11 protein-coding genes are annotated in these 13,079 nt (G+C 58.9%); 7 read left to right on the top strand and 4 right to left on the bottom strand.

Annotation, left to right across the window (positions count from 1 at the left end):
* Window positions 1-102: 102 nt before the first annotated feature.
* The 4 genes from DXA43_RS00265 (at window position 103) to DXA43_RS00250 (ending at window position 5,368) form a co-directional block, all read left to right on the top strand.
* Window positions 103-840 (top strand): tRNA (N6-threonylcarbamoyladenosine(37)-N6)-methyltransferase TrmO, encoded by a 738-nt coding sequence (locus DXA43_RS00265; protein WP_233539976.1) that lies wholly within the window; start codon window positions 103-105, stop codon window positions 838-840.
* Window positions 841-952: 112 nt separating this feature from the next.
* The gene (locus tag DXA43_RS00260; RefSeq protein WP_117635836.1) at window positions 953-2,167 is read left to right on the top strand and encodes a MalY/PatB family protein; all 1,215 of its coding nucleotides are present in this window, start codon (window positions 953-955) and stop codon (window positions 2,165-2,167) included.
* Between the two features lie 142 nt (window positions 2,168-2,309).
* Window positions 2,310-3,179 (top strand): ABC transporter substrate-binding protein, encoded by an 870-nt coding sequence (locus DXA43_RS00255; protein WP_117635835.1) that lies wholly within the window; start codon window positions 2,310-2,312, stop codon window positions 3,177-3,179.
* The gene (locus DXA43_RS00250) at window positions 3,176-5,368 is read left to right on the top strand and encodes an ATP-binding protein (RefSeq protein WP_117805926.1); all 2,193 of its coding nucleotides are present in this window, start codon (window positions 3,176-3,178) and stop codon (window positions 5,366-5,368) included. Before DXA43_RS00255 ends, DXA43_RS00250 begins: the two co-directional genes overlap by 4 nt.
* 69 nt (window positions 5,369-5,437) lie before the next feature.
* Here DXA43_RS00250 and DXA43_RS00245 read toward each other — a convergent pair whose 3' ends face one another.
* Complete coding sequence (locus DXA43_RS00245; protein ID WP_117736499.1) at window positions 5,438-5,917, bottom strand: pyridoxamine 5'-phosphate oxidase family protein; 480 nt, start codon at window positions 5,915-5,917, stop codon at window positions 5,438-5,440.
* A gap of 42 nt (window positions 5,918-5,959) precedes the next feature.
* Window positions 5,960-8,764 carry a transporter substrate-binding domain-containing protein gene (locus DXA43_RS00240; RefSeq protein ID WP_117805925.1) on the bottom strand — a complete coding sequence of 935 codons (2,805 nt, stop codon included), beginning with the start codon at window positions 8,762-8,764 and terminating at the stop codon, window positions 5,960-5,962.
* A 213-nt stretch (window positions 8,765-8,977) separates the two neighbouring features.
* On the opposite strand from DXA43_RS00240, the gene DXA43_RS00235 reads away from it, so the two are divergent.
* The 3 genes from DXA43_RS00235 to DXA43_RS00225 all read left to right on the top strand — a co-directional run bounded on the left by DXA43_RS00235 (window position 8,978) and on the right by DXA43_RS00225 (window position 11,403).
* Window positions 8,978-9,403 carry a potassium channel family protein gene (locus DXA43_RS00235; RefSeq protein WP_055252221.1) on the top strand — a complete coding sequence of 142 codons (426 nt, stop codon included), beginning with the start codon at window positions 8,978-8,980 and terminating at the stop codon, window positions 9,401-9,403.
* 36 nt (window positions 9,404-9,439) lie between these two features.
* Window positions 9,440-9,973: a TIGR00730 family Rossman fold protein gene (locus DXA43_RS00230; RefSeq protein WP_117758274.1), complete on the top strand. Its 534-nt coding sequence runs from the start codon at window positions 9,440-9,442 to the stop codon at window positions 9,971-9,973.
* A gap of 125 nt (window positions 9,974-10,098) precedes the next feature.
* Entirely contained in the window at window positions 10,099-11,403 is a 1,305-nt protein-coding gene (locus tag DXA43_RS00225) for a chloride channel protein (RefSeq protein WP_117805924.1), read from the top strand.
* A 95-nt stretch (window positions 11,404-11,498) separates the two neighbouring features.
* Here DXA43_RS00225 and DXA43_RS00220 read toward each other — a convergent pair whose 3' ends face one another.
* The gene (locus tag DXA43_RS00220; protein WP_117805923.1) at window positions 11,499-12,197 is read right to left on the bottom strand and encodes an ABC-2 transporter permease; all 699 of its coding nucleotides are present in this window, start codon (window positions 12,195-12,197) and stop codon (window positions 11,499-11,501) included.
* Window positions 12,194-13,075 (bottom strand): ABC transporter ATP-binding protein, encoded by an 882-nt coding sequence (locus DXA43_RS00215; protein WP_117805922.1) that lies wholly within the window; start codon window positions 13,073-13,075, stop codon window positions 12,194-12,196. The genes DXA43_RS00220 and DXA43_RS00215 overlap by 4 nt, the downstream gene beginning before the upstream one ends.
* Window positions 13,076-13,079 lie beyond the last annotated feature (4 nt).

Genomic DNA, 13,079 nt, shown 5'->3' with positions numbered 1-13,079 from the left:
CGGCGGCCGACGCCCTTCCAAGCAACCGTTGGTTGCAAAAGGGGCGGTCGCGGTGAGGGATTACGCGCATCGCGCATGCCCTCATGCCGTACAATGACCGGCATGAAACCTATTGCACACATACATACCGACCTGCCGCAAAAGTTCGGCATCCCGCGCAACAGCTTTTTGGCGCTCCATCTTGAGGGACGCATCGTCTTTGAGCCGGAATTTGCCTCCAGCGCGGCAGTTGAGGGTCTGGACTCCTTCTCTCACCTGTGGCTGCTCTGGCGCTTTGAAAACGGAACACCCGGCGGCGCGGCCGAAGACATCGCCGCCGATGCCAAGACACAGGATAGGTCCGGCACCAACGCCAAGTGGTCGAAGACCGTGCGTCCGCCGCGCTTGGGTGGAGCCGAGCGCGTGGGCGTATTTGCCACGCGCAGCCCGTTTCGACCTAATCCCATTGGGCTTACCTGCGTCAAACTCGATCATGTCGGGCTTACCGACGATGGCCCCATCATCCATGTGCTAGGGGCCGATCTGCGTGACGGCACGCCCATCTACGACATTAAGCCCTACATTCCGTTTGCGGACTGCCACTCGGATGCGACCGGCGGCTGGATTGAGGATGCGCCGTGGCAAGAGCTCGACGTTGACTTCCCGCAAGCGCTGCAGGAGATGGTCCCGCCCACGAAGCTCCCCGGGTTGGTCGAGGTCCTTCGCCAAGATCCGCGCCGCGCGGGTAGCAAGCACGAGCCAAACCGCATTTACCACTTGGCTTACGCTGGGCTCGACATATCCTTTACGGTTGACGGATCCAAGTTGACGGTAACCGCCGTCAACGACGCGCGGGACTAGCCAGCCATTCGATGGCGCTCGCCAAATTCAACGCCAAACCCCGTGCCAAAATCGCCCACGCTGGTGGACAATAACGCCTATCAAAACAATCCGCTTTGCACGGGAGCTCAGCATGAAATACGACTTTACTTCGCTTATCGACCGCCACGGCATGGACGCCATCGCCGTTGACTCCTGGGGCGAGATCCCTGGCATGGCTCCGAACGCGCCCGACGAGGGCTTCGACCGCATCCCCATGTGGGTGGCGGACATGAATTTTGCCACGGTGCCCACGGTCCAGGAGCACATCATTCAGCGCGCCCAGCATCCCATGTTTGGCTATTTCGATCCGCGCGACGAGTACTTCGACCGCATCATCGAATGGCAGAGCCGACGTAATGGCGTCGAGGGTCTGCTCCCGGAGCATATCGGCTACGAAAACGGCGTGCTGGGCGGTGTCGTGTCGACCCTGCGGGCGTATGTCCAGCCGGGCGATGCGGTGCTGGTCCACAGCCCTACCTACATCGGCTTTACCAAGTCCATCGAAGCCGCGGGCTATCGCATTGTCCACAGCCCGCTTAAGCTCGACGACCAGGGCGTGTGGCGCATGGACTTTGAGGACATGGAACGCAAGCTCACCCAAAACCACATCCACGCCGCGGTGTTCTGCTCGCCGCACAATCCTTGTGGCCGCGTATGGGAGCGCGACGAGATCGAGCGCGCCATGGACATCTATCGCCGGCACGATTGCGTGGTGATTTCGGACGAGATTTGGTCCGACATCATCTTGCCCGGTCACAAGCATATCCCGACGCAGTCGGTGAGCGAGGATGCCCGCATGCGCACGGTCGCCCTCTATGCGCCCAGCAAGACGTTTAACCTGGCGGGCCTGGTCGGCAGCTACCACATCATCTATAACGAGACGCTGCGCGACCGCGTGTGCGCCGTGTCCAATAAGACCCACTACAACGAGATGAATGTCCTTTCGATGCATGCGCTTATCGGCGCCTACCAGCCGCAGGGCTACGAGTGGCTCGATGAGCTCAACGAGGTTATCGAGGGCAACATTGACTACTTCTGCGATTACGTGGACGAGCATTTTGAGGGCGTGTCCTATTCGCGCCCGCAGGGCACCTATATGGTGTTCCTGGACTGCACGGAGTGGTGCTGCGTGCATGGGCACGATATTCAGTGGCTGCTCGACGAGGGGGCGCGTGTGGGCGTGGGCTATCAGGACGGCCGTCCATTCCATGGACCTTGCCACATTCGCGTGAATCTGGCGCTGCCGCTTTCGCGTGTAAGGGAGGCGTGCGACCGCTTGGACCGCTACGTTTTTAATGCACGGTAAGTGAGTGCTGCATGCGGGGCTGTCTGCCAGATTGGCTGGAAGGCCCCGTATGGTAAAGCATCTGTAACCATTGAGCGCAAGCGCGGTTTTGTCTGCTAATATCTTTGCTCTTGAGTCTGTAAACAGGATCGTCTGGAGCTCGATGAAAAGACCTCGTCGCTCGGCCGCCATATCGTTGTTTGTTGCGCTTGCAGTGGTGGGCGCCTTTGTCGTGGCGATAGCTGGCTGTTCCGGGTTGAATGATGGGGCCGCGGCGTCTGCATCAGAAGGCGCGGCCGCCTCGCAGGTCAAAGACGACAACCTTAAGACGCTCAACGTTGGCAGCGACCTCTATCCACCGTTTGTGTATAGCAACGAGTACGGCGATATTGTTGGCCTGGATGTCGATATTTTGACCGAGGCTTTGGGCCGCATTGGCTACAAGCCAAAGTACCAGCTGATCGACTGGGAAAAGAAGAAAGAGCTGCTGGCGAGCGGCGAGCTCGATTGCGTCATGGGCAGCTTTAGTATGACGGGCCGCGAAGGCGAGTATCGCTGGGCGGGGCCGTACCTTGCGAGCCGACAGGTGGTTGCTGTCGATCCCGAAAGCGATATCTACACGCTTGCCGATCTTGAGGGTAGGGTCGTGGCGGTCCAGTCCACCACCAAGCCCGAATCGATTCTGCTCAATCACACCAATGAAAACGTTCCGCAGATTAAGGAGCTCTACAGCTTTTCGGACCGCTCGTACCTGAACCCGGCGCTTGTCGAGGGCCTAGTCGACGCCATCGCCGCGCATGAGTCCTCGCTGCTCACCTACGAAAAAGACTATGGCGTGACGTATCGCATTTTGTCTGAGCCGCTGCTAGAGGTTGGTTTGGGCACCGCTTTCGATATCAACGACACACGCGGCATCGACGTTAAGCTCACCCATGCCTACCAAGAAATGCTTGCCGATGGCACCATGGAGCGCCTGGTGTCAAAGTATTTTGATGACCCTTCGCCCTTTTTGAATGTGGAGGGCCTGTCATGATTGATGCGTCCGACCACACCGCTCAGGAGCGGGGCGATCGTTCGGCACGGGAATGGCTCATCGTCGTCCTGTTGGGGATAGCGCTCTCGATTGTTGCCGGCGTGACGAGCTACGCCTACACGACAGCTCAGGCCGAGCAGCGCTTTGCCGACGTTGTCGATTACGTGGCGACACAGAGCCTTTCCTACGATGCGTTCAACAGCGCCTATGCGACCAAAAACCTGATTCGCGTTATGGAGATCGCCGGAGAGGCGGCGCGCGATATGGAGCGCGACGGCTCGGTGGATAACGCTACGTTGGAGCAATATGCTGACCAGTTTAATGTGACAGCGCTGATCGTAACGGATGCATCGGGCAACTTGGTGTCCGAGTCCTCGAAGGATGACGTGGGCTACGAGTCGCTCGCCGCGAATCTCAAAGAGGCGCCTGTGCTGGAGGTGGCAGCCCATCCGCTTAAGTCCTATACCGCTCGCATTACGCTTGCGGACGATTCGGTCGCAGGCATTGGCTGCGTGGCCCGGCGGGACGGTGAGGGCATCGTTGTCGCGGTGAGGCACCAGAGCGCCAAGGCGGTCGCGAGCAATACGCTCAAGTTGCAGAGCTTGCTCGATGGTTATGAGACCATCGATAGCGGCAATATCGTGATCGAAAACGACGGTAAGGTCGTTGCGACCAACGCTGTTGAGCCCGCCGTGTCAGGCGTGTTCGATTTGCCTGCGACGGATGCCATCGTTGTCAACGGCATTAAGGAGCGTTGCCTGGCTGGTAAGGTCAGATTGGTTAACGACAGCGGTGAGTGGTATCTGGGCACATTTGGTAAAGCGCGCGATTTTTACGTGTACACCTATGCTCCCGCGCAGCGTTACTTTGAGGTTGTTGCCGCTGTTGTTGCCAGCGTGTTGGCACTCTACGGCGGTGTTATAGCCACTGTTGTGTTGGTGCGCCGCCGCGCCGAGAGCCAACGCTTTGCCGACCTGTTGCTGCAGGAGCGCGACTATGGCGACAAACTGGCAAAAGCGGCGCGCGAAGCTTCGTCTGCCAACTCTGCAAAGACGGAGTTCCTGCGTCGCATGAGTCACGACCTGCGCACGCCCATCAACGGCATTCGCGGTATGGTCGAGGTGGGCAATGCCAACGCGGACGACTTGCAAAAGCAGACTGAGTGCCGCTCAAAAATCTGGACGGCGTCGGGACTGTTGCTCGACCTTGCGAACGAGGCACTCGATATGAGCCGCTTGGAGAGCGGGCAGGTCGACCTGAATCTCGTGCCTACAGATATGGTGGCCCTCAACCGTGAGGTGTGCGATATTCTGGAGCGCCAAGCCGAGGAGCGCCTGGTGACAATTATCTGCGACCAACGGACTCTTGATCATCCCTATGCCCGGGTGAGCGTGACGCACCTCAAGCGTCTGTTGCTCAATATTGCCGGTAATGCCGTCAAGTACAACCGCCAGGGCGGCTATGTTCGCCTGACATGCCGCGAGGTGGAGCCGGTGGACGGTGTCCCCGTCTATGAATACACGATCGCCGATAACGGCATTGGCATGAGCGAGGAGTTTCAACAGCACCTCTACGAGCCGTTCAGCCGCGAGGAACAGCAGGTGGAAGGCGCTTCATCGGGAACTGGCCTGGGCGCGTCTATTGCCAAACAGTTGGTCGAGCTTATGGGCGGAACCATGAGCTTTACGAGCGCCTTGGGGCGGGGGACGACGTTTACCATTTGCCTGCCGTTTGAGAAGTGCAAGAGTTCCGAGATTCCCCAGGCAGTTCGCGTGGATGCAGGCGACAGCGACGTGATCCAGGGCCTGCGTGTTTTGCTCGTAGAGGATAACGACCTGAATGCCGAGATCGCACAGTTTACGCTCGACCGCGCCGGTGCCGTCGTGACACATGTTAAAGATGGCGAGTCTGCCGTCGAGACGTTTGCCGCGAGCGCGCCGCACGAGTACGACGTGGTATTGATGGACATCATGATGCCCGGCATCGATGGCCTTGAGGCCACGCGTCAGATTCGAGCGCTCGATCGCGAGGACGCCGCGACCACGCCGATTATCGCCGTGAGCGCCAATGCCTTTGCCGACGACCGTAGGCTTTCGCGCGAGGCGGGCATGAACGCGCATCTGAGCAAACCCGTGAGTTCTCAGGATCTCGTTGAGGCGCTTGCGCACATAGCCGCCGACGCTTCATAAACAAATAGCTTGGTTCCAATACTGGTTGGAACCGAGCCATTTTGCTATTTGCAGGACCTGTTTTTGGGCTTACTTTTCATGGATCTGCTTGCCGCAAAGATGCTCAATCGAAATCTCGTAGAGTTGGACGCCCTTGATGTCTTTGGCGATTTCCTCTTCAACTTCTTCGGCAGAGGGGTAGTACTTAAGCGCGAGCTGGCGGACTTTGTCCTCGATAAACGCAGGTGTCTCATCTACCAGACGGCAACGACCAAAGACCACGGTGCTCATAACGTAGGGAGCCCAGTCGTCGTCCTTGTACCACTCGTTGCCGTAAACGGTAAAGCAGACTTTATCATCACGCCTGAGTGAATCGACCTTGTGGCCAGCCTTGGCACCATGGAAATAAATCTTGTCGTGCTCGGCGTCAAAGAAGTAGTTGACGGGAATGGCATACGGGTAGCCACCATCGCCGTTGACGGCAAAGACACCGCGCTTGCAGATAGCGAGCAACTCGCGCGCTTCCTCGTCAGTGATGGCGCGTTTCTTTCGACGTAAGGGCCTAAACATCGTTGGCTTCCTTTCTAACTGTGCATGGTGGGTGGGCACAAACTATAGCGAAACAGTTCCGTTTTTCTTGATGCGGGCGAGGATGTTTTTGAGCTTGTTAAAGTCGAGCGGTTTGGGCAGATGGGCGTTCATGCCGGCATCGTGTGCCGCCTTGGCGTCCTCGGCAAAGGCATTGGCGGTGAGCGCGATGATGGGGATGTCGGCTGCATCGGCCTTCTCGCTCAGACGAATCGCGCGAGTTGCCTCGTAGCCATCCATACCCGGCATCATGATGTCCATCAGGATCGCATCGAAGCTGCCGGCGGGACGACTAGTGTATAGTTCGACCGCTTCTTTGCCGTCGGCGGCGCGAGTTACGACGATGCCTTCGCTTTCGAGCAGGGCCTGGGCAATTTCGGCATTGAGCTCGTTGTCTTCGGCCAAAAGAACGTTCATGCCGGCAAGCGAGCAGCTGATCGCCTGCTCGTCCGCACCTTCTCTTGCCTGAGGGTTCTTGTCGATATCGAGCGGAATCTGGACGTTGAACGTACTTCCCATGCCGACCTCGCTCGAAATCTCAATCGTGCCGCCCATCATGTCTATGAGCGATTTGACGATCGGCATGCCCATGCCAGTTCCCTGAAATTTACTGCGGGCATCGTTGCCCTCTTGGGCAAACGGTTCGTAGATGTGCTTTAGAAACTCGGGCGACATGCCGATGCCGGTGTCCGAGACGCTAAAGCAAAACACGGCGTGCTCGTCGTCGACCGGCTTGATGGTCGATGAGAACGTGACGGTGCCTCCGTGCTTGTTGTACTTGATGCTGTTGTCGAGCAGGTTGACAAGGATCTGCCGAATATGGGTGGGGCTGCCGATCATATATTGGTCGACAGCGTAGGGCTCGCTGGTGTCGAGCATGGTTATGCCGCGGTCCGATGCGCGGAGCTTGCACAGTACGAGCGCATTGTCGCACAGCTCTTTAAGGTTGAATGATTCGTGCTCGAGCGTCACTTTGCGCTCCTCGATCCTGCCCATCTCGAGGATGTCGTTAATCAGTGACAGCAGGTGATTGGCGGCAACGCGCGCCTTGGCGCGGCTTTCGCGGGCGACCTGCATGTCGCCTTCTCTCAATTCCTCAATTTCGATAAGGCCCAGGATGCCGTTGAGCGGCGTGCGGATGTCGTGGCTCATGCGCGTGAGGAAAGCGGTTTTGGCGGCGTTGGCGGCATCGGCTTTCTGCCGTTCCTCCTGTGCGCGGTAAAGCGACCAGACAAGGATGACGATGCCGGTGAGCAAAATGCAGATGACGACTGCCGCAATGACGATGCGGTTGCGGTAGAGAAGTCGGAACGCATCCGATTCTTGCGCCGAGTACGATGTGGGGAAATAGCTGTTTGCAGAGAGCGATTCACCTGCATTGACGATGCCCTTATTGATGATTCCCAGCAGCTCGGGCTTGCCGCGCGAAATTAAACACGATAGTTGTGCCGTGTTGGTGAGTTCCTGTGTTTCGAAATCCTCGATGTCGTAGATGTCGCGGAGAGTTTCCAGGCGCGTGCTGGGGACAATGATGCAACGTGCCTTCCCCTCATCGAGGGCTTTGAGCACCTCGCCGTCATTCGAATACTCGGTTACCGTTGCGTTCGGAAAGAGACTTTCGAGCTCAAAACGGTTAACGATTGTGCTCTTTGTACAAGCGATGTTCTTAAGGTCGCTGTTCAAGTTTTTGCCATTGTGAATGGCGGTCAGCGAAACCGTTCCCATCGAGTTTGACTGGATGACCCCTGTCTGCTCGGCGAGCCAGTAGTCGCGAAACAACGGCAGGGCGACATCGATGGTTCCGTTGGAAAGGGCTTTGATCATTTGCTTGTTGTTCGAGAGTGCGATTGTTTTGACCGTAATGTCAAACTTGTCGTGCAACGTCGTTGCAAGCGAGGCGAGCGACCCTTCCATCTCGCCGTCGTCATTTTGCGTACAGTAGGGAAGTTGGTTTTTAAGATAGCCGAGCGTGATGGTATTGCCGTTTTCTTTGAGCCAGGTGGTCTCGGTGCCGGTGAGCGATGACGAGCCACTGTTTTGGGTCGAGTAACTCGTTTTGACTTCCTCGTTATAGCGCGGGTTATCGCGGGCGATGGTCGTCATGGCGGCGTTGATGTCGTTCATCAGGTCAGGGCGGCTTTTGGGAACGGCAAAATAGTAGTCGCTCGAGCCTACGTAGAACATGGGCGACGCATCGGGCGACGAAATGGTGTCGTTCATGATGACGGCGTCGACCTCGCCGTCTGCAAGCGCCTCAAAGAGGGCGCTGCCGGTGTCGATTTCTTTATAGGTGCAGGTAACGTCTTCGTTGGCGAGCCACTGCTGGCCGACGATAGTTTGCATAACGCCAGAGTTGCAGCCGATGGTGAGGCCTTGGAGCGCCTGAGGGTCACCCTTGGCTAGATCGTCGCGGTCGGGCCTGGCGTAGATATAGTAGCGCTCGGTGCCCTCGGGATTTGAGGAAAAGAGCAGCTTCTGCTCGCGTTCTGCCGAATACGAGATGTTGGGCATGAGGTCGATTTCGCCTGCCTCGAGCATGTCCATAAGCTCGGAGAAGGTGCCGCTAACGTATTCGTATTGCCAGCCCTTTGTGTAATACGAGAGGGTCTGGAGGTACTCGTAGCCCCATCCCGAGAGGCGCTCGCCCGGCGTGCCTTCCTGGAAGCCTTTGTTGTTGACGAGCCAGCCAACGCGGACCGTCTTGACCTGGTGGTCGGAGTCGGCGGCAAAGGCGGGGGCAGGCATGACGGCGCTCAGTACGGTGAGTACGGCAACCGCGACGGCTAGGGTGCGATATAGAGCCAAACGAAGGATGGCGGAAGGTTTCACATGTAATCCTATCGAGTCGAGACAGTATCACATAAGGATACCAGCTCAACCTGCCCACTCAGCCACCGCACCGCTAAACGGTCAGGTAGTCATTGGGGACGTTCTTGTTTGACTAGTCATTTAAGAACGTCCCCAATGACTAGTTCCGTTTGCGGGGGAGGCGTGGGACAATACCGAGCGAATGTGATTGGGCGTCTGGGAAAAGAGGTCGCGATGAACAAGTTGAGGACGCTTGCTGACGTGTTGCGCCAGGCTGGCTTTGCGCGCATCACGGGCCTGTTTCTCGTCTTCTATCTGCTGTGCTCGACGGCCGTCTGGCTGTCCGAGCCCACGACCCTCACGTTTGGCGACGGCCTCTGGTTTAGCTTTGAGACCGTATCGACGATCGGCTTCGGTGATATCCCGGCCGAGACGCCGGTTGCCCGCGCTATCACCGTCGTTTTGAGCGTCATCAGCATCTTCTACATCGCCATGCTCACGGGCGTGGCGGTGAACTACTGCAACACGCTCATCAAGATGCGTCAAAAGGACACCATGGCGCGCTTTATGGACGATCTCGAGCATTTGGAAGAGCTCGATCGTGACGAGCTCGCCGACCTGTCGCGCCGTGTGCGCGAATATCGCCGACGCCAACGCTAGAACGGGCGACGCGCGTCACGACGAGGGGGACTGAATATGAATATCACGGTATACCTGGGCGCGAGCGTCGGCAACGACCCGGCGTTTCTGCCTGCAGTGCGAGAGCTCGGCACGTGGATTGGCTCCAACGGCCACGCGCTGGTATACGGCGGCTCCAAGTCGGGCCTGATGGGCGCGCTTGCCGATAGCGTGCTCAATGCTGGCGGGCATGTGACGGGCGTTGAGCCGAGCTTTTTTATCGAGGCAGAGTTTCAACACGACGGTATTGACGATCTCATCGTGACGAGTGACATGGCCGAGCGTAAGGCCAAGATGATCGAGCTCGGCGACGCGTTCATCGCCTTCCCGGGCGGTACGGGCACGCTCGAGGAGATTGCCGAGGTCATGTCCGCCGTGTCGTTGGGGCATCTCGATGCGCCGTGCATCCTGTACAACCTCGGGGGCTACTACAACGATCTTAAGTCGCTGCTCGGGCGCATGATCGACAAGGGCCTATCGAGCCCGCAGCGCCAGACCGGCATCTACTTTGCCGACGACCTGCGTCAAATCGCATCGATTATCGGCGCCTAAGCCTTAGGCTCATCGCTCGTGCGGCACCCAACGGCACCGTTCGCGGCGTAGATGGTTAGCCCGCCCGAGGCCTGCTCGTCCTACAATAAAACGTATCTTTGTCGATTTGACCACGGGAGGTCCCGATGGATACCCTTGCAAAACCCAAAAACCGTGCGCTGTTCTTAGTGAGCGTGGCTGCGACCGGTGCGTTTGCGGGCACCGCGGTCTGGCTGTTCTTCTTTGCGATGGAGCGCGGTATCGACTATCTATGGACCGAGATCCCGCATATGCTGGGCGTCGCTTCACCCGAGCTCGCGAGCGGCCCGTTCGGGTTTTTGCCGTATCCGTTTTTCGTCTGCCTGCTGGGCGGCCTGCTGATCGGCCTGTACGAAAAGATGACGGGCACCAAGACCGATGACCTCAACCAGGTAATGGCCAAGGTTAAGCAAGACGGTCGCTATCCGTACGACAACCTGGGCAAGCTTTCGCTCGCGGCGTTGCTGCCGCTGCTGTTTGGCGGAAGCATTGGACCGGAGGCCGGCCTGACCGGCGTTATCGCGGGTCTGTGCAGCTGGGTCGGCGACCGCATGCGTCGCTTTGGTGCCGAGTTTAGGCAGCTCACGCTGCTGGGTACCCAGGCCGCCCTGACGGCGCTCTTTACCGCGCCCGTCTTTGGTTTTGTGGCGCCGCTCGCCGGTAGCGCCGATGGCCAGGGCGCCAACGAAGACGAGGATTCCGCCTCCGACGAGATCACCATCAAGCTGCCCAAGGCGCAAAAGACCGTGGTCTACGGCATCGCGATTGCCGGCGGCCTGGGCACCTATCTGCTGCTCGGACAGCTTATGGGCGGCGGTATGGGTATGCCGAGGTTCGAGGCTGCCCAGGTGGGCAACCTTGAGCTTGTCTGGCTTATTCCCCTGGCACTCATCGGTACGGTCTGCGGCTGGCTGTACTTTGTCTCGGAGCACGCGAGCGAGGCGTTGGCCCACACCATAGGGGAGCGCCCTGTCGTCAAGGCCATGCTAGCCGGTCTGGCGCTCGCCATCTGTGGCACGGTCCTGCCCTACACCATGTTTGCCGGCGAGACCCAAGCCGACGTGCTCATGGAGACCTATCTGACCATTCCCGCCGGCGTGCTTATCGCGACCGGTCTTGTTAAGGCCATGCTGACGCCCGCCCTCATCAACCTTGGTTGGCGTGGCGGCCACTTCTTCCCGGTTATCTTCTCGGGTGTGAGCCTGGGCTATGGTCTTGCCATCCTCACCGGCGCCGATCCGGTCTTTTGCGTCGCCGTCTGCACCGCCTCGACGATGGGCGCCGTTATGCGTCAGCCGGTCATGGTTGTGGGCCTGCTGCTCATGTGTTTCCCGCTCAAGGGCATTGTCTGCATGATTATCGCTGCAGCCATCGCCGCCGGCATTCCGCTGCCCAAGCCGCTGCGCAAGTAGTACGGTGGCGCACGCCGGGGACATGCCGTTTGTCATGGATTTGCGGATGGGCGATTGCGACCGATTGTGGCCTACGTGGGTCAAGTTTCGTGTGGCTACAAATCGCGTGCTCGATAGACCTTGGTGCTGACGGTGCAGCTGATTGCACATAGCGCGAGGGCCAGTACGGCAATTCCTGCGCACAGGCAGCCGAGGACGGCAGGATTGGGATTCGCCCCAGCAATCGACATGAGCCAGTTGCTGATGGGGTTGGAGGAGCTCAGCGTGGCCATGGCAAGGCATCCGAGCAGGGCAAACAGGCCGACGGAAAGGCGCAGCGCCTCCATGTGTCCAAATCGAAAGAACAGCGGCTGTGCCAGAAACACCATCATGAGGGAGATGAGCATCGATGCGGCGGAGGCTATTGTGGTCTCAAAGACGATCTGTCCCGTCGAGGGCATGCCCGTGTGATCGAAGAACGGAAGAGTGATGGTGCTCAAAAGCACGGTCGCACACGCCATGATGGCCGAGAAGGCAACAATGCAGAGGTAACGTGCGCAGATGATGTCTTTGCGCGAGAGGGGCAGCGTTGCCCGATAGCGCTCCCATCCGTTTTGATTGTCGTAGCCGGCCAGCGAGTTCATGACCACGATGGGCGACATGGCACTGACCGCGCAGGCGCCGGCGCTCATACTGGCATCGCCATCCGATGCGTTGGCGAGGGTCAGTACGACGAAGATGAACAGGCCGACGCCCGCGATGCTCGGGACAAGCGTGCGGACGATGGCGAGCTCAGACATAAAGGCGCGTTTCATTTCGAAGCCCCTTTCAGTATGAGGCGAAGATAGTCATCAATGGTTGCCCGGTCGCAGGGAATCTCGGGGAAGGCCTCGAGCGCCTCGCGACGGTTGGGTACGAGCACGTCCACGCTATAGGCGTGGTGGGCGGCGCGGGCACCTTCGACGCAAGCCATAAGCTCTGCGGCCTGTGCTTGGGTGCAGTGGGCGATGCCGGCTCGGTCGGTAATGTCCTCGCGCGGCAGGTCAAACACAATCGAGCCGTTATCGATGCAGATGACGCGGTCGGCAGTGCGATCGAGGTCGGATGTAATGTGGCTCGAGAGCAGCACGCTGTGCTGGCCGTCGGCGACAAAGGCAAGCAACTCGTCGAGCAGTTCCTCGCGCGCCATGGGATCGAGGCCCGCGGTGGCTTCGTCCAAAACGAGCAGCTTGGCATTGTGGCTGAGCGCACAGGCGAGCTGCAGCTTCATGCCCATGCCGCGGGAGAGGTCCTTGACCTTCGTCTTGGGATCGAGGCCAAATCGGTCGATGAATCCGGCGAACGTTTCGCAGCTCCACGTGGGGTATGCCGGGCCTACGAGCTTCTCGACCTGGCCCACCTTGAGCGTGGAGGAGAAGGGACACGTGTCCAGGACAAGCCCGATGCGGGAGCGCAGGTGGCGCTGCGTCTCGTCGGGCGCGTTGGCGTCGCAGCGCTGTCCAAGCAGATGCACCTCGCCGGCATCGGGCTTTATAAGCCCAAGCGCGGCGCGAATGGTCGTCGTCTTGCCGGCGCCATTTGCGCCCACAAAGCCAACGATCTGGCCGGGCTCCACGGCAAGCGTGACGTCGCGCAGTGAAAAGCGGTCGCTCACGCGGCGCGATACACCTTTAAGTTCTAGCAACTTTTGCATGGTA

Source organism: Collinsella sp. OF02-10, from assembly GCF_003463445.1.
GTDB lineage: Bacteria > Actinomycetota > Coriobacteriia > Coriobacteriales > Coriobacteriaceae > Collinsella.
Note: the sequence above shows the minus strand (reverse complement) of the source record. Positions and strands in the feature narration are given on the sequence as shown.